The sequence below is a fragment of the Paenibacillus sp. J22FR21 genome (genome assembly GCF_056269135.1).
This window is the reverse complement of record NZ_JBWDNJ010000012.1, coordinates 61954-79605: the sequence shown is the minus strand read 5'-3', so window position 1 is coordinate 79605 and position 17652 is coordinate 61954. Positions and strand designations below refer to the sequence as shown.

The 17652-nt window shown below is 49.6% G+C and carries 17 protein-coding genes and 1 pseudogene; 15 read left to right on the top strand and 3 right to left on the bottom strand.

Features of this window, described 5'->3' with window-relative positions:
* The first annotated feature begins 10 nt into the window (after nucleotides 1–10).
* The 8 genes from AC0YNS_RS29090 (at nucleotide 11) to AC0YNS_RS29055 (ending at nucleotide 7971) form a co-directional block, all read left to right on the top strand.
* The gene (locus tag AC0YNS_RS29090) at nucleotides 11–580 is read left to right on the top strand and encodes a YdeI/OmpD-associated family protein (RefSeq protein ID WP_475784415.1); all 570 of its coding nucleotides are present in this window, start codon (nucleotides 11–13) and stop codon (nucleotides 578–580) included.
* A 121-nt stretch (nucleotides 581–701) separates the two neighbouring features.
* Entirely contained in the window at nucleotides 702–1235 is a 534-nt protein-coding gene (locus tag AC0YNS_RS29085) for an RDD family protein (RefSeq protein WP_475784414.1), read from the top strand.
* 167 nt (nucleotides 1236–1402) lie between these two features.
* The gene (locus AC0YNS_RS29080; protein ID WP_475784413.1) at nucleotides 1403–2494 is read left to right on the top strand and encodes a sugar ABC transporter substrate-binding protein; all 1092 of its coding nucleotides are present in this window, start codon (nucleotides 1403–1405) and stop codon (nucleotides 2492–2494) included.
* 117 nt (nucleotides 2495–2611) lie between these two features.
* Complete coding sequence (locus tag AC0YNS_RS29075; protein WP_475784412.1) at nucleotides 2612–4144, top strand: sugar ABC transporter ATP-binding protein; 1533 nt, start codon at nucleotides 2612–2614, stop codon at nucleotides 4142–4144.
* On the top strand, nucleotides 4141–5127 hold the full coding sequence (locus AC0YNS_RS29070; RefSeq protein ID WP_475784411.1) for an ABC transporter permease: 987 nt from the start codon (nucleotides 4141–4143) through the stop codon (nucleotides 5125–5127). The genes AC0YNS_RS29075 and AC0YNS_RS29070 overlap by 4 nt, the downstream gene beginning before the upstream one ends.
* A gap of 545 nt (nucleotides 5128–5672) precedes the next feature.
* A complete protein-coding gene (locus AC0YNS_RS29065) occupies nucleotides 5673–6584 on the top strand; it encodes a phosphotransferase family protein (RefSeq protein ID WP_475784410.1) in 912 nt (303 codons plus the stop codon).
* Between the two features lie 51 nt (nucleotides 6585–6635).
* A complete protein-coding gene (locus tag AC0YNS_RS29060; RefSeq protein WP_475784409.1) occupies nucleotides 6636–7085 on the top strand; it encodes a GNAT family N-acetyltransferase in 450 nt (149 codons plus the stop codon).
* A gap of 40 nt (nucleotides 7086–7125) precedes the next feature.
* Nucleotides 7126–7971, top strand: a complete 846-nt coding sequence (locus tag AC0YNS_RS29055) for a phytanoyl-CoA dioxygenase family protein (RefSeq protein WP_475784408.1) — start codon at nucleotides 7126–7128, stop codon at nucleotides 7969–7971.
* A gap of 52 nt (nucleotides 7972–8023) precedes the next feature.
* Here AC0YNS_RS29055 and AC0YNS_RS29050 read toward each other — a convergent pair whose 3' ends face one another.
* Entirely contained in the window at nucleotides 8024–8995 is a 972-nt protein-coding gene (locus AC0YNS_RS29050) for an N-acetylglucosamine kinase (protein ID WP_475784407.1), read from the bottom strand.
* Nucleotides 8982–10151 carry a cation:proton antiporter gene (locus tag AC0YNS_RS29045; RefSeq protein ID WP_475784406.1) on the bottom strand — a complete coding sequence of 390 codons (1170 nt, stop codon included), beginning with the start codon at nucleotides 10149–10151 and terminating at the stop codon, nucleotides 8982–8984. Before AC0YNS_RS29045 ends, AC0YNS_RS29050 begins: the two co-directional genes overlap by 14 nt.
* Nucleotides 10152–10307: 156 nt before the next feature.
* Between AC0YNS_RS29045 and AC0YNS_RS29040 the strand changes: the two genes are divergently transcribed.
* The 7 genes and pseudogenes from AC0YNS_RS29040 (at nucleotide 10308) to AC0YNS_RS29010 (ending at nucleotide 15964) form a co-directional block, all read left to right on the top strand.
* Nucleotides 10308–10595 (top strand): hypothetical protein, encoded by a 288-nt coding sequence (locus AC0YNS_RS29040; protein ID WP_475784405.1) that lies wholly within the window; start codon nucleotides 10308–10310, stop codon nucleotides 10593–10595.
* 134 nt (nucleotides 10596–10729) lie between these two features.
* Nucleotides 10730–11518: pseudogene (locus AC0YNS_RS29035) on the top strand (LysR family transcriptional regulator).
* 89 nt (nucleotides 11519–11607) lie between these two features.
* Nucleotides 11608–12648, top strand: a complete 1041-nt coding sequence (locus AC0YNS_RS29030) for a stalk domain-containing protein (protein WP_475784404.1) — start codon at nucleotides 11608–11610, stop codon at nucleotides 12646–12648.
* Between the two features lie 178 nt (nucleotides 12649–12826).
* Complete coding sequence (locus AC0YNS_RS29025; RefSeq protein ID WP_475784403.1) at nucleotides 12827–13753, top strand: phosphotransferase family protein; 927 nt, start codon at nucleotides 12827–12829, stop codon at nucleotides 13751–13753.
* On the top strand, nucleotides 13750–14757 hold the full coding sequence (locus AC0YNS_RS29020; protein ID WP_475784402.1) for a phosphotransferase: 1008 nt from the start codon (nucleotides 13750–13752) through the stop codon (nucleotides 14755–14757). The genes AC0YNS_RS29025 and AC0YNS_RS29020 overlap by 4 nt, the downstream gene beginning before the upstream one ends.
* Nucleotides 14758–14785: 28 nt before the next feature.
* Nucleotides 14786–15343, top strand: a complete 558-nt coding sequence (locus AC0YNS_RS29015; protein WP_475784401.1) for an AAA family ATPase — start codon at nucleotides 14786–14788, stop codon at nucleotides 15341–15343.
* A gap of 48 nt (nucleotides 15344–15391) precedes the next feature.
* Entirely contained in the window at nucleotides 15392–15964 is a 573-nt protein-coding gene (locus AC0YNS_RS29010; protein ID WP_475784400.1) for a histidine phosphatase family protein, read from the top strand.
* A gap of 58 nt (nucleotides 15965–16022) precedes the next feature.
* On the opposite strand, the gene AC0YNS_RS29005 is transcribed toward AC0YNS_RS29010, so the two are convergent.
* Complete coding sequence (locus tag AC0YNS_RS29005; protein WP_475784399.1) at nucleotides 16023–17585, bottom strand: putative glycoside hydrolase; 1563 nt, start codon at nucleotides 17583–17585, stop codon at nucleotides 16023–16025.
* Between the last annotated feature and the right edge of the window lie 67 nt (nucleotides 17586–17652).

Sequence of the window (17652 nt, the reverse complement as noted above, 5' to 3'; positions counted from 1 at the left end):
TTAAACATTTATGGAAATGATAAACTTACTTGCAGCAAAATCAAGAGAAGATTTGCGGGCATGGTTACTGGAGCACAGTACGACTGAGAAAGCGTGCTGGGTCGTGGTAAGCATGACGCCATCCCCCGATGCAGTGTTATATTTGGACGCGGTCGAGGAATCGTTATGTTTTGGATGGATCGATGGCGTGAAGAAGAAAATTTCTGAAACCGAGCTGGCGCAGAGATTATCTCCTCGAAGTAAGAAAAGCTCATGGACGGAATTGAACAAAGAACGCGTCCGGCGGCTCGAACGCTTGGGGTTCATGCATGACGGAGGAAGAAAAGTGCTTCCTGATATGAGCCCGGATTCTTTTCGAATCGATGGGGCTATAGAGCAAAAGCTCAAAGAAGATCAGCAAGTCTACGAGAACTTCATGGCTTTCCCAGAGCTCTACACGAGAATCAGGATCGACACGATCCAAAGCTACAAAGATCAGCCGGAATTATTCCAGAGCCGACTCGAAAAATTCATTGCCAACACGAAAGAGAACAAGATGTACGGTCAATGGCATGATAATGGACGCCTCATAGAGGAATAGATGCAGCACACAGCCCCCAACTTGTAGTCAAGATGGGGGTTAACTTTTGCAGGATAATGGAATCCAATCCTGAATAATCAAATAAGGTTACGTTCCTTAGTTGATCAAAAGGAGTAGGGTTATGCATCGGCATGGAGATTTACATCGCGTATCTTTAGGTAAACGACTAATCGCTTTCTTATGGGATTATGTGATTATTTCGGGCTATATCGTTTTGTTAATCGGGCTATCTTTCATGATTCGTCCTTGGCTGACTCCATTGTTTACGACATCGCCATTGTTGGCGGAGCTCAGTGGATTTCTATTTATTACGCTGCCTGTCTATCTTTATTTTGCACTTTGTGAGGGATCGGCAGCGCATGCAACATGGGGAAAACGGAAAATGGGAATTCAAGTGACTGGTCTGAATGGAAAGCCAATCCGTTTTAGAGTCTCACTGCTGCGTTCCGCTTTTAAATTCGCCCCGTGGGAGCTGGCCCATTTTACCATTTGGCATATGGTCATTCCTACTGATTACCCCGACTCATTCATTTACTCTTTATTAGGGACCGTTTACGGTCTCGTGCTTATCTACTTGATCAGTCCTTTATTTAGTAAAAAGAAACAAACGATATACGACTTGATAGCGGGGACTGTTATTAGGTATAGGGCTTAAGGGAGTTTAGGGTCTTGTCACAAAAACGTCGCATAAAGCGTCGTTTTTTTTGTGCGGGAGGCGCTTAATGTGTTAAATTTATTTTTCCGATTGACATACTCGGAATTTGCTCTTATAGTAAAAACATTCTAATTTAAGAGAACAAGAAATAGGGAGGCAACAATATCATGAACATCCGGAAACACGCGGGCCTCACGCTCGCACTCATCCTCGCATTGACACTCGTGCTGTCCGCTTGCGGCAGCAAAGATAAGAATGGGAATAATACGGCATCCTCCGGCGATACGGCGCAGAATGCACTTGCGGGCAAGAAGATCGCGCTTGTCATGCAATTCAATCAAGGCACGTTCTCGGCCCAATATGTCGACGGCGTAACGAAGCAAGTCGAGAAGTTCGGCGGCAAAGTAACCGTTATGGCATCCGACAACGACTTGAATAAAATGGTCTCTAATCTAGATACGGCGATCAACCAGAAATTCGACGGTATCCTGCTCGACCACGGCAATGCTGACGCGCTGACGAACGGCGTGAACAAAGCAGTCGCCGCTGGCATCCCGGTCGTCGCTTTCGACTCCGGACTGACCGTGGACGGCGTAACGAGCCTGGCTCAGAACGACCAATTGTTGGCAGACAAGTCGCTTGCGGCGCTGGCTAAAGACGCTGGCGGCAAAGGCAACATCGTCAAAGTATGGGTGGCCGGCTTCCCGCCGATGGAATCGCGTCAAATCAAATACGCTGAATTCCTGAAGGCGAATCCGGATATCAAGGAAATTGCGCAATTCGGCGATGCAAGTAAAGCGCAGCTTGACGCGCAAACGCGTATGGAAGCGATTCTGAAAAAGTACCCGGAGAAAGGCAGCATTACGGCGGTCTGGGCCGCTTGGGATGAATTCGCGAAAGGCGTTACGAACGCGATCAAGCAAGCTGGACGCACGGAAATCAAAGTTTATGGTATCGATCTTAGCGACGAGGATCTCGCGCTCATTCAAGATCCGACCAGCCCTTGGGTGGCATCGGCAGGCGCTGATCCGTCCTCCATCGGCCAAGTGCAAGTGCGCTACCTGTACCAGAAGCTGAATGGCGACAAGACGGACGCGACGGTGCAGATTGAACCGGTATTCGTCAGCCGCGACTCGCTGCCGACGGACAAGAAAGTAACGACAGCCGATCTTGGCGAATACGTCGAAGGCTGGGGCAAGAGCGAGCAAGGCAACACGGATTATTTGAAAGAGCTGGAGCAAGCGGTAAGCGCGAAATAAGCGCTGGTAATAAGCGACATAGCGATACGCAATGATGAAGAATCAGCAGGAAACGGCGCGGAGCTTCCGCGCCGTTTTCTTCTATCCGGAAGAGCTTCTGAGAGGAGTTGAGCGATCATGGTAGCTGGACAAGCATCACGCACGGCGAGCGTGCTGCGCATGAATGGCATCGGTAAGTCTTTCGCAGGCGTCGCGGCGCTGAAGAGCGTCGATTTCGAGCTGCGAAGCGGCGAGGTTCACGCACTTCTCGGCGCGAACGGCGCTGGCAAGAGCACGTTGATGAAGATTTTATCCGGCGCATACGCGGGCGACAATGGCACGGTCGAGATCGACGGCCAGACGCTAATCATCCGCTCGCCGGCGGACGCAAAGAAGAACGGCATCCACTGCGTGTATCAGGAGGTGGATACGTCGCTTGTGCAGCATCTGAGCGTCGCGGAGAATATTATGCTCGACCGCTTGGCCGCTTCAGAAGGCAGCGCCTGGATCTCTTGGAGCAAACTGAAGCAGGATGCCGCGCAGGTGCTGGATAAGCTCGGGCTTGGCATCAATATTAACAGCAGCGTGTCGGAGTTGACGCTGGCGGAGAAGCAGCTCGTGCTTATCGCGCGGCTGTTCGCGCAAGATGCGAAGTTCGTCATTCTCGACGAGCCGACGGCACCGCTGAGTATAGAGGAAGCAGACCGGTTATTCGGTCTGATGGACGGCTTGAAGGCGGCCGGCATCGGCATCGTATTCATCTCGCATCGCTTGCCGGAAGTGTTCCGGGTTAGCGACCGGATCACGGTCATGAGGGACGGAGGCGTCGTCATGAACGTATCGGCCGACGCTACAAACATCGTTGATGTCATCCGCGCGATGCTCGGCAAGAGCTTCGAGGAGGAGTATCCGAAACTGCCGGCAGTTATTGGAGAGCCGATCCTGGAGACTCGCGGGTTGGCAGCGGGACGTCGCGTGCGTGGCGTGGATCTGACCGTACACAGCGGCGAGATCGTCGCGGTCGTCGGTCTTGTCGGCGCCGGCAAGACGGAACTGTCACGACTTCTGTTCGGCGTGGACGTCGCAGAGGGCGGCAGCATCGCGCTTGCCGGCAAGGAGGTCGTGCCGCGTTCGCCGGCAGATGCCGTGGAAGCGGGTATCGTGCTTGTGCCCGAGGAACGGCGCAAGGAAGGTATTCTCGTGCGCGAATCCGTGCTGCACAATTTGAGCCTGCCGATTCTGCGCTCGCTCAGCAAGTTCGGCTTTATCTCCGGCGCCAAGGAGAAACGCCACGGGTCGGATGTGATCGGGCGGCTCGGCATCAAGGCGTCGCATCCCGATATCGCGACGGCGTTCCTCAGCGGCGGCAACCAGCAGAAGGTAGCAATCGGCAAATGGACGAGCACGGACGCGCGTGTTTTTGTGTTCGACGAGCCGACCAAGGGCGTCGACATCGGCGCGAAGCGAGATATTTTCCGGATCATCGGGGAGTTAGCGCAACAAGGAAAAGGCATCTTGTATTTAACCTGTGAATTTGCGGAAGCGCTGGGTCTGGCCGATCGAATTCTCGTCCTGTGCGACGGGAAGATCGTCCACTCGTTCCGGCGGGGTGAAGCGTCGCAGGAAGATTTGCTTTATTTTGCGAGTGCGGGTAAGGAGGAAATGTTATGAACAATCGGCTGCTGCAATTCTCGTTTAAGTATGGAGCGATTATTTTCATCGGAATCGTCTTGCTGTTCTTCTCGCTCTATAACGAATATTTTCTAACGTACAACAATATCGCGGATATCCTGCGCTCCATCTCCATCGTGACGTTCGTCGCCATCGGGGTGACGATCTCGCTCACCGTCGACGGCTTCGATTTGTCCGTCGGGTCTACCGTGTCACTGGCAACCGTATTGTCGGCGACGATGATGGTTTGGTACCAAATGCCGCTCGCCGTCGTCATTATCGTACCGATCGTGTTCGGAGCTCTAATCGGACTGATCAATGCTTTTCTAATCGTAAAGGTTCGCATTCCGGATCTGCTGGCCACGCTGGCGGTCATGTATATCGTTAGTGGCGTGCATAAGACGTACACCAAGGGCTACTCCATCTACAGCAACATGCAGATGCAGGACGGAAGCAAGGCGCCCGGCGAGATCACGAAGCAATTTCTCTGGATTGGTCAAGGCAAATTGCTTGGCGTGCCGTTCCCCGTCATTCTCATGGTGATTGCAGTCGTCGCGGCGCATCTGTTCTTCAAGTACACGCGCCTCGGCAGGCAGATGATCATGATGGGCGGAAACGAGGAAGCAGCCCGCTTATCCGGCTTGCGCGTCAAACGCGTTCGTACACTCGCGTATGTCGCGTCCGGCGTGCTGGCGGCGATCGGCGGCATCCTGTTCACCGCCCGGGTTGGCAACGGTCAAGTCGATGCCGGAGCGCCGATGCTCATGGAAGCGGTCGCCGCCGTATTTGTCGGCTACTCCGTCTTCGGTGCGGGACGTCCGAACGTCATCGGCACGTTTTTCGGCGCGATCCTGATCGGCGTACTCGTCAACGGCATGACGATGATGAACGTGGAGTATTACACTACGGACATCATCAAAGGGGCAGTGCTCGTGCTGGCGCTGGCGGTCACGTTCATTCACCTCAACCGGCGCAGGGGTTGACGGTTATCTGTAAGCCTAGGACCATGTCCTAGGCTTTTTCTGTCGAGAAACCCGTGTTTATACAACGTCGTTTTTTAGCTTCCGGTACGGTAGTTCTATGTACCTCCGTAATGAGTGCATATTTTGTCTTCGCATTCTAACGCTAACGGTTGTGACAGTGGTTATTTGCCATAAATTAGCCCTTTTTATAGTCTAACGGTTGCCAGCGAGCTTATTTAATCATTTTCCCCTTGGAATCGATCCATTTGTTGCAAATAACGACTGTGGCAACCGTTAGATTTTCAAAAAGGCTTATTTGTATGAAATAGCCACGCTGGCAACCGTTAAAATGTTATTCATGATGTATAGACAACAAAGCGGCTGCCCGAGACTTTCTCGCGCAGCCTTCACTTTGCCATTGCATGGAGAGATAATCAAGATAGTCAGTGGATTAGGGCACAGAGATAAGCTCTTTTTTGCTGCGTTAAACTGGTAATTTTCGTCGTGCGAATTAGCAGGATAATTTATCCATAATGCGAATAGTTTTATATCTGGAGGGATCACTAATGGATGATTTCAATCAAAAAGCGAACCGTTTTGTGAAGGATCACTTCGGCAGCCGTGCTGAGCATCTCGCGCCTCTGGCATCCGGTGACTGGTCGAAAGCCTATTCCTTTACGCTCGATGGACATGAAATGATTATTCGTTTCGGCGCCTATGTGGAGGACTTTGAGAAGGATCGCGTCATGGGGGCGTTTTCCACGGCTGCGCTGCCGATTCCGAAGGTGATAGAGGTGGGTAAGACGGAGAACGGATTCTTCGCCGTATCTGAACGGGTTCGAGGCGAGAAGCATCTCGATGAGCTTGACGAATCGGAGATGCGGGTTGTCCTTCCGCACTTGTTCGATGCACTCTACGAGCTGCAGAAGCAGGATATTACTAGCACCCAAGAAGTTGGACTTTGGCGTCCGGAGGGAACTGGTCCGAGCTGGGGAGCTGAGCTATTATCGGTAGCTGAGCCAAGGGAGAGGCTTGCTGGCTGGCGCGAACGGTTAGACGCTTCGCCACGCGAGGCAAGTATCTTTGATGCCGGCGTAATAAAGCTTCGTAAAAACGCCGCGCAGCTCCCGGAGATCCGAGGAATCGTCCATAATGATCTATTAAACCGAAACGTGTTGGTGAACAATGGGAAACTAACCGGGGTTTTCGATTGGGGAAATGCGTTCTACGGCGATCCGCTCTACGACCATGCTTGGTTTCTTTATTGGTGGCCATGGTATCCGCAGTGGCACGGGATCGACTTGCAAGCCATGCTGGACCACCACTGGGAGCAGCGCGGGGGCCAGCCAACACAGATGAAGGAACGCCTACTTTGCTACCTCATTCACATTGGGCTTGACCATATCGCCTACTGCGCTTTTAAGGAACGTACAGAGGATATGAAGAGAAATGCCGAACAAGTCTTGAGTTATATCTAACATGCATGACCCATATCATGAATGTTGAATTGTTCGATGAAGGAGGGATCCATGATGCAACATCCTATTAGCATTACTCCGTACAACTCCAAGTACGCCGAGCAAACGATAGAAATGTGGCGTGCGAGTAAGGAGAAGGCGATTGGGCAGAAGGAACTCCACAGTTTGGACGATCACATTTACTTTCTGAACAATATGTTGCCGGAGCGGTTTCATATTGACTTAGCGCTTATAGATGAGAAAGTAGCTGGCATCATTGCTTACAATGAGAGTGAAGTAAGTCAGCTCTATATTCATGTCGATCATCAGGGGATCGGAATTGGACAGACCTTATTAAATAGAGCCAAAGCGCAATCGAGCGGCAAATTAAACCTATACACGTTTGAAGTGAATGTGAATGCGCAACGATTTTATGAAAAGCATGGATTTAAAGTTATTGCCAGGGGCCATGAAAATGAAGAAAATTTACCGGATATTCTCTACGAGTGGGTATCGCCATAATATTCATCTTATAAGGCTATGAAAGAGAGGCTGATGGTTTATGGGTTCGAATGCTGTCCAAACGACGAAAGAAGAGATTCTGGCGCACTACAAGGAAAATGGTTTCGCAGTCATACCGAATGCGTTGTCGCAGGAGGAACTGGACTACTTGAACGGATTGGTAGAGGCCTCCTTGAAAGAGTCTCCGGAGCATTGGCATCAACCGATTGAAGGCGCAGTCGGTACAGGCAGCTTCCTCGAGAAGCATCCGCTTGAGATGGATCCGTTCATTCGTCATCCAAGGATCTTTCCACTCATTCAGGAGGTGCTGCTCGGGGAAGCTCGTTTTGCCCAATTTGATTTTCGGGATGTTTCCGCAGACCGAGCGAGCGCCAGCGAGATGAATTTCCACCGTGATATCAGCTATTACGGAACGATAGGCGGGAAGATTTACGATCCGGAGAATCCCTATATCAGCACCTATACTTGTGTCATCTATTATTTGTCAGATGTTCACGAGTGCTGCCCGGCGTTCTGCTTAGTACCGAATAGCCATATGTATGGGTCGCTTGATGAAGCGAAGGAGAAGCAGGGGGAAGCTTACCGGGAGATCCCGATACGGGGGCAAGCCGGTACCGCCGTGTTGTACAATATAACGACCTATCATACGCGCAAGGGCGGAAGAGCGGATTGTACGCACGGCCGGCGGACGATGCATAACTACCACTCCCGGGCATCGAGCTACCCGCTGACCAACTGGGCGACGGTTCCTGAGGTGCTCGCGCTCAGCGATGATCATGACACCCGCCTGTTCTACTCGCAATGGACACCTAACCAAATCAAATTCGCAAGAGAGAACTATACGAAACCAATCCCGGCTTACTATCCGGTGCATATGGTGAAGTAGCTACTTGCTGCATAATGAACCCCCGCTCAATGAATGAGCGGGGGTTCATTATTTAAGAGGGATTCTTTTGTAAGTTGTGAATGATTTCGGGTGTAATGGGAATCTGCAGCTGATTCATTGCGTATAGAACAGCTCCGGCAACAGGAGGAAGTGTGGGTTCTACAAGGTGGTACCTTCTGTTTGATCCGTTTAAGAGCATGCCGCTTAACGTATGAGAGAAATAAGGACTGTTCACGACGCTTCCTATCAACGTAACCTCAACCGTATCGCTTGAAAAAGAAGCAGCCAGAAGCTCAATGCCAACTTTAATTTGGTTAATCGCTCGGTCACAAACTCTGATCGCGAGAGAACTTCCTTGCTCAGCTGCTCGGGTTATCGTCGGTGCAAACTGTCCGAATTTCTTGTCGCGCTCTTGACGATCTTCCATAAATCCACCTCGTGCCAGCATGGAGAATTCAGCTGCCGATTGTACATGCCAGTGCTGCAGCATGGACTTCATGAGTTCTTCGTCCGATTGATCGGTATGTCCTGCAAGCATCTCATAGGCGGCGTCGTATGCAATAAATCGAGCAGCGCTTGCTGCGTAGTGATGGAAATCGTAATTTCTTATAAACCGGCCTTCTTCGGTAATAGCTACGATAATAGAGCCGGTACCTGCGATTACAACAATCCCGGGCTTAGCTAATAAGGCCCCATAGTGAGCTACCACGGCATCATTTACATGCCAATGTGGACCAGTTAAGCCGGGGATATCGGTTAAAGGAATCACCCATTCGAGATCGGATGCTGCATCATATCCTGCGATCCCTGCGGCAGTTCCTGCCACCTGATGCCTCTCTTTATTAGCAAGCGCCAGCGCTTCTGTAATAGCGTTATGTACATTCTGTACAGCTAATATATCTTTATGGAGGGAAGCAGCCCCTTTCTCGCAATAAGCAAGAACGTGTCCCTTAAGATCACAAACTAACACTCGCGTGTTCGTCCCGCCGCCGTCAATCCCGATGAGAATATCAGTTGATAGCATCGTGAGCCCCTCCTTGTGCTGCGGTTCTATTGAAGAAATATTTTAACAATGGCGGTGCGATCAAGGTTGTTAAGATAATGGTAATGACAACAGAGGTGAAGTACTCCGCCGGAAGTAATGAAGCTTGTAAACCAGTGGCTGCGATGATCAACGCAACTTCTCCTCGGGAGATCATACCTGACCCAATGGCTAAGGACGAGCGGGAATTCATTCCCGTTATTCTTGCTCCGAGTGCTCCGCCTAGCAGTTTCGTTAGAACAGCAACTAGGGTTAAAGCCACCATAAAGCCAATCTGATTCCCTACCCCAGCGAAGGACACGTTCAATCCGATACTGACGAAGAAAACAGGCACAAATATGGAGTACGCGATGGGTTCGATTTTGGATTCCACGGTATGCTTGAACGAGGTTTGGGAAATTGCGATGCCAGCGGCAAAAGAACCGATAATAGCAGCCATCCCCATCTGTTCTGCAAAATAAGCAAAACCGAAACAAACAACAAGCGCCATGGTGATAACCGGCTCCGTAACCGAGATACGCGCGAATAGCTTCATGAACCTTGGCACAATCAGCCATCCGACGAAGAGCGTCACGATGAAGAAAAGCAACTTTTTGCTAATTAGCATCCCGATCGAGATATCGTTTCCGCTTCCTAGGAAACTCATCATAACTGCCAGTAGAATGATAACAATGACGTCATCGATGACTGCTGCCCCGAGGATCGTTGTACCTTCTCGAGAGTTAAGCTTGTTCAAATCCTTCAGTACCTGCACCGAAATACTTACCGATGTTGCGCTAAATACGGCCCCCATAAAGAGAGCATAGTTAGGATCGAGGCCGAAGGCTTCCGCTACGGCATAACCACCCAGAAAAGGTAGAATGATTCCTCCGACAGCCACGGCAAAAGCAGACCGCCACGTTTGTTTGAGCTGTTCAAGATCGGTTTCCAGGCCTGCAATAAACATGAGTAAGATAACGCCAATTTCCGCTGTGTAATGAATGAATTCATTATTCTCGATCCACCCAAGGACTGCCGGACCAACAAGGATGCCTACGATTAGTTTACCGAGTACGGAAGGCTGCCCTAGCAGCGTGGAGAGATGTCCGAAGATCTTCGTGAGTAATAAGATGAGAAATAGATAAAGAATGAACTCCATATTGTTGCACCTCAGTTACCGCATATTGAATTTGTATCCATAATATACCCTACATGATGTAGGAATCAAATAGAGGCATATATGCAGAGAAGGTTGAATACAATGGCAAATAAGACGGGTTTACCAGTTCTGTTTCAAACCAGGAGGTTGATCGAATTGCTGAAAGCAGTGGATGTCAACTTGGACGCGGGGGAAATGGTGCTGAAGCTGGAGAAGGATAGCGCACCTAAGAGGATCGAGTACAGCAAGCTTGAGCGGTTAGAATTGGCGAGAGAGTCGGTAAGAAAGCTGCTCAGAACCGTTGAGGTGAAAGTGATCAAGCTGCATGTCAGAGGCATGGAGAGCACGGTCGTCATAGCCAGCGACAAGGTTGGAGATTATGATTATGTCGAGCAATATTTGAAGAAGATTGCCGAGAAATATGAGATAACCGTTGAGCAATAATAGATATCTTACAGCGCCTCAGCCTGGCTCGTCAGCAGGATGAGGCGTTTTTGTGCGTCGCAGAAGAGTAAGATTCCGGGCACATATGGTATGATTTCATTGGCTTAAAGGAATGATCGGGGGATCAGAATAGAATGGAACTTCTTCAATTGCACTATTTTCTCGAAGTTGCCAGGCAGGAGCATGTGACGGAAGCGGCACGCAGTCTACATGTTACGCAATCTTCGCTAAGCAAGACGATTCAACGTCTCGAGGAAGATCTGGGCGCTCCTCTGTTCGATCGAACGGGGCGAAAGCTTAAGTTAAATGAATTCGGAAGCAAATTCCTTCTCCGAGCGGAGCGGGCTTTATTTGAATTGGAACAGGGGAAACAGGAGATTTGTGCAGATGGTTAGCGCGCAGAAATGGTTACGCTTCTTCATCGAGGAGAGGTCGATTTTGGTATAACTTTGCCCCCTATACAAGAGAATAACGACTTAGCGAGTCAGACTGTATACATTGCCCCCATTCTATTAGCAGTTCCTAAAGGTCATCGTCTGGCCAATCGGAGCAGCATATCTCTGACAGAGATTAGAGATGAGTGGTTCGTTGGTGTCAAGAAAGACTATGGTGTTCGCAATTTCGTGGACTCTTTATGTAAATTGGCCGGATTTCTGCCTAAGTATGTGTATGAGGGTGATGAACCTGCAAGGCTAAGTGATCTTGTAGAGGCCGAAATTGGCATAGCCTTCATACCAAGTACAGCCAGACATTCACGGCAAAATATCCATTATCTCCAAATCGAGGATCATGAATTGGTACTGGAGATCGCTTTGCTGTGGAACAAAGGTCGGTACATTTCACGGGCTGCTCAGGAGTTCCGTGAGGTGGTTCTGGAGTATTTTGCGGAGTTATCGAACCTGCAGAAGGAATCGGCAATTTAATTATTAAGATATGTTCATAATCCGGATCAGAACAATTCACCCTCTACTTGCGTCTAATAGTTACATCATAAGGAAAGGGTGTCATTAATTTGGGAAATAAACCCATTAAACGCGTGACGATCATGTCTCTTCTTGTACTCCTGACAGTGATTCATACTAATAGCGTGTTTGCGGCGGCGAATGAACAATCGCCAGCCTTGTTGCTCGATGGGAAACCTCTTGTATTGCCGGTTCAGCCGGTGATTGAGAACGGAGTCAGCTACGTTCCGTTACGTCCGATATTCGAAGCACAAGGTGCTAAAGTTAGCTGGGACGAGCCCAGGCATACGGTGACGGCTACTAAAGAAAGCAACCTTATAACCTACCAAATGGGCAATATGTTTGCTTATAAGAATAACGACAAGCTGGCGCTTCCCGTGCCCGGTAAAGTCATCAACGGCTCTTCGATGGTTCCGCTGCGGTTCATTAGCGAGCTGCTGGGCAATGTCGTCCAGTGGCATGCCTATTCTCAAACCATCACGATCTCGTCTGCGAATACGTTTGAAACAGAGATTACATACGGTGCAAATCTTAGGTCGCTGCCGAATTCAACCGATGAGGCGTCTGTGATCCGAATGCTTCCGAAGGGCCAGCGGATTCATGTCATTCGCGAAATCGATGCCAACTGGCTCGAGGTACAGACCGTAGACAAGACGATCGGATTTATTTCGGCTAAACCTAAGTACACGAACTACTCGAGCCCGAGCCTGACCATGATGCAAGCCGCTCAAATCATCGCATTTGGCTCAACCTACTTCGGCACGCATTATGAATTCGGCGCAGATCCGAACCAAACGAAAACCTTCGATTGCTCTTCTTTCGTCAAGCATGTGTTTAATCAGGTGCTTTCGGTCGATCTGCCTCGTCTCTCCTACGACCAAGCGAAGGAAGGGAAGGAAGTTAAAGTAGATGACTTGCGACAAGGGGACCTGATGTTCTTCAGCGCACGCGGTCTCGATATCGGACACGTAGGCATCTATGCCGGGGATGGCAAAATCCTTCACACTTATTCGGACAAGCTTGGCGTCCATATCGAGGAGTTTACTGGGCAATGGAAAACTCGATTCGTCACGGCAAGACGAGTATTTTGATAGGAACAACTCTATGAGGAAGACCAGAAACTAATTGTTTACATGGGAACGGCTGTAAGATAATCTAGTAATTATAAGCTGGAAGGTTTTGGAACTGGTTGAATAGGAGGCAGCGATCACTTTGATCAGCTGCCTCTCTTCACCTTATGGGCAAGTTATACGAGAGAGGAGTACCCCGATGCATGTAAATGAAGTTTTAGAGCATATTCCGCAATTGCAGAAAGCGACAGCTGTTTCACAGATTCATAAAGGCTTCTCCTATGATGGCAAATATCTCGTTTACGAAGACGGCGACAGTCCGGCTTATGTTCTGCGTACTGCGACTTTCAAACAGTCCGAATCCAAACGCCGCGAGTTTGAGGCAGTCGGTCTTATACATGGTCTCGGCGTGCGTACTTCTGAACCCATTGCATTCGGTACGATCGAAACGCTTGATCGATGTTATATGGTTTTGCGATATGTCGAGGGTTTGGATGCTCTTGAAGAGCTGCCACTGATGACGGTCGATCAACAGTATAAAGTAGGCGTCGAAGCCGGGCGAGAACTTCTTATGATGCACGAGGTGCAAGCGCCGGAAGATACGGAAACGTGGTCCACGCACAGGGCTGCGAAGCATAAACGTCATATGGATGAATACTTCCGCTGTGGGGTTAAGGTTCCTGAGGAAGAGGCTATTGTTGCCTTTGTCGAGAAGCATTTACCGCTGCTGGAAGGGCGTCCGAACAGGTTCCAGCACGACGACTTTCATCCTGCCAATCTGCTCGTCCATAATGGAGCGTATGTCGCGGCGATCGATTTCAATCGGTATGACTGGGGAGACCCGTATCATGACTTTTTGAAAATCGCTTACTTTAGCCGTGAGGTCAGCATTCCGTTCTCCATTGGGCAAATCGATGGGTATTTCGACGGGAAAGTTCCGGAGCATTTCTGGCAGCTATATGCGCTGTATACGGCAATGACGATATTTGGCACGATTACGTGGACGCTTAAGGTCGTTCCGGAGCATCTCGATTCGATGATGGACCGTATTCGTATCCTGCTGGACGATCATACCCATTTCGAAAGCGTCGTACCTAGTTGGTACAAGCAAGGTGATCTTAGATGAACATGATACTCGAGAAACTGTGCACGCTTTTGCAGCTAGGAGAGTTGGTCAGTCAGCCAGTACCTGTGGTAGGCGGGCTGTTACATCGCATGTATGCAATGGAAACAACCACAGGGAAATATGCCATTAAAGCACTAAACCCGCAAATCATGCTCCGACCTACCGCGATGTCCAATATGATTCATTCCGAAATGATTGCTGCGATCGCAGCCAATAACGTACCTGCTTTACCGGCCAAGCGATTTAACGGCAGTTCCGTGCAGCAAGTAGATGACCACTATTTTCTCGTATTCGATTGGGTAGAGGGACGAAGTCTGAAGCCGCCTGAAATAACGAGTGCTCACGCTGAACGGATAGGTGAGACTCTCGGCGTTCTCCATAAGATGGACTTCTCCTCGTTAGGTATCAAGGCGAATGGGAGCATCGGCGGTGTGCATGCGACGGATTGGAATTCCTATATAGAGTTAGGTGAAAGCAATCAGTCGGTGTGGGTAAGCTTGGCTAAGGGTGTCGTGGATCAGCTCTACGACTGGAACGCCAAGGCGAACCATGCGGCGCAGTTGCTGGCATCCAACATAGTGATCAGTCACGCGGATCTAGATTCCAAGAATGTGTTGTGGAACCAAGACTCACCTATTCTTATTGATTGGGAAGCCTCAGGAGCAATAAATCCCATGCAGAATTTAATTGAGACTGCTATTTATTGGTCAGCGGATGAAGCTGGTCATCTAGACCGCAGTAGATTTCAGGCATTCTTAAGCGGTTATAAGAAGACGGGCGAAACGTTTGAGGCGAATTGGAAAGTCGTGCTAGACAACGGTTTTGCAGGGATGTTGGGTTGGCTGGAATATAGCTTCAAACGGTCCCTATGGCTGGAGTGCACGGATGAACAAGAGCAGCAGATGGGGACGGAGCAAGTGATCGGAACGATTAACTCCTTAAGGCGATATGCGGAGCAACAAGCTGAGATTGAAGGTTGGTTGAACGAGGAGGAAGCGACGTGAATAACAACTTAGGCAGGAGTGAAACAACATGAAGCTGGTTCTAGTATTCGGGCCGATGGCAGTTGGCAAAATGACCGTTGGACAAGAGTTAGAGAAGATCACGGAGTTAAAGCTATTTCATAACCACATGACCATTGAATTACTCGTTCCGTTACTGGGATTTACGCCCGAGATGTGGGAGCTAACGAATCTATTTCGTCAGAAGATATTCGAAACCGTTGCCAAGAGTGACGCGTATGGGTTGATCTTCACGTATGTATGGGCTTTCGATCAGCAAGCGGATTGGGATTATGTGAAGAAGGTCAGCGAAACTTTTGAGCGAGAAGGCGGAGAAGTTTACTTGGTTGAACTTGAAGCTGATATGGAAGAGAGAATTGAGCGTAACAAGACACCCCATCGACTGGAGCACAAGCCTTCCAAACGAAATGTGGAACAATCGGAGCAAAGAATGAGAAGTGCAGTGGAACAGCATCGTTTGAACTCATTGGACGGAGAGATTGAGCACAAGAATTATATGAAAATCAACAACACAAACTTGAGTCCAGAGGAAGTCGCGGAGAGAATTAGATCTGAATTTAATTTATAGATAAAATAGAGATCGCGGTTTTTCATATTGACTAGGAAGGAGATAAACATGACAACCATCGGGCTTATCAGGCATGGCGTGACGGATTGGAACGAGCTTGGCAAGGCTCAGGGGATATCGGATATCCCTCTTAACGAAACCGGAATGATCCAAGCGAAGGCCATAGCCGACAGGCTATCGGGCGAAAGCTGGGACATCATCATCTCCAGCACACTAACCAGAGCGAAGCAAACCGCCGAGGCAGTACGCAGCTCGTTGGGGATCGACAGCTTACTAACGGAAGAACGAATAAGAGAGATTAATTGCGGTCAGATCGAGGGAACCACAGAAGAAGAACGGGTTGCAAAATGGGGCGTCAATTGGAGCTCACTAGATCTAGGCATCGAAGCGTTCGATGACGTGGCGAAGCGGGGAGCAGCGTTCATCGAAGAAGTTGCAGCTAAGCACCGGGATCAGAGGATATTAATCGTTAGCCACGGAGCGTTGATCGGGCTATCACTGCAGCGACTAATGCCACAGCGATTTGAATCTACATACATCGATAATACCTCCTTGACTATCATCGCTAATCACAATGATGAATGGGAGTGCACTCTCTTCAACTGCACGAAGCACCTCTAACGAACCGAGGGTCGTTTAAAGAATAACCCCGCTCGAATTCGAACGGGGCTTTTGCCAGCTAAGGGGTATAGTTAACGCCAGCGGTATATTTGTTACCGGCATTCCACAGGAGGTATTCATTAATGCCTGAGTCGTGTAGTGCTTGAATTTGCGCATCCACCTGCTCTTTGCCGTAATGGACGTAGCTTCCTTTTGCCAGCCAAGAGGCTGTAAAGTCTTGTATCCACGGCCGTGAGATCGGAGGGGATTCGAGCGCGCTAAGCTTCTCCTTCTCGCGTTTGGCATACTCTTGGACAAGTCGGTACGGCTCAATATCCGGATGCTTAATGCCGAAATACCCATCACTCCAGTGGCTCGGATAAATCATCGAGGAGATGACGTCGACATTCTCCGATATGCGGCTAAAGTTCTGCCCAATGCCGGGGGCTTCGGGCAGCGTGGCGGAATAGCCGAAGATATCGACCGACACTTTAACCCGATATGGCTTTAACTGCTCCTTCGCAAAATGAACAAAGTCCGTAATGGCATCGACGCGCAGCTGGGTAAAACGTGCCTTCTCGCTGAAGTCCGGCGATTTCGGTAAGGTTTTCTTATAGTCGCTGAGCGCCTTGTGGGCGGCATCCAGCGCCTTCTTGTTCTCATCGGTTTTATCACCGTTATAAGTTGTAGTTGCCGTGTCATAAGCGCTCTGAAGGGGAGGAAGCCCCGCCTCATAAGCAGCCATCTCTTCTGCATAAGCTTTCTCTTCCTCAATGAATTTGGCTGGCTTCTTATCTTTGTACTCCCCCATAGAATAGGAAAGAACCTTATCTTTCTTCTCGAAGCCTTCAGGAAATCGAACGTAGTCGAATTGAATTTCCTGATATCCAAGCTTGGCAGCCAGAATAGCCACATCCACGTTATATTGCCAGTTTGATTTTAAGAATGGATTGATAAAACCATCACCGTTCCCATTCCGCCATACTTTGCCGTCCAGCACATAGGACAGCTCTGGATGTTTCTTAGCCAGGACAGTGTCCTTGAACGCTACAATACGTGCGATCGGATAGATATTGTGGTCATGCAGTGTTTTGACGATGGCATCCGGATCTCTCATATAGGCTTGCCCGTTCGCCTTCAATTCGCCTTCAGGCTTAAAGGTGATATAACCATCGTCGTCTTTGATATCGATAACCATAGCATTCAGATCGGTGTCATCTACGAGCTTCAGCAGAGATTCCATGCGCGCGCCGCCTGCTGACCACCCCGTAACATAGATGCCTCGTACGGCATCGGGATATTCAAAGACATACGGCGATTGAAAGGTCGGGGTCGGGTCTGGATCCGGATCCGGTGCAGGCGTCGTTGCTGGATCATCGGTAGGCGTTGTGGATGGATCTTCCGATGGACTGGTCGCCGGATCATTGGTACCCGTGGATGAGGGTTCATCATCAGGTTTGACCGTGTCCGTATTGGTTGTGTTGTCAGAAGGACTTGTCGTAGGCTCATTGTTGGTGTTGGGCGTTGTGCTTGGTGCTGTGTTCGAAATCGGCTGATCCTTGTTGGTAGAGGAATCCGAGGTGCAGGCGGACGTAAACAGCAGCAGTGCGCACAACAAGCTTGCAGTAATGTGTTTTTTCACAGCATGTGCACTCCTTCGTATTCAAGTGGCGTCCTTAACTAAACTATATGGCCTTTGCTGAATGGCA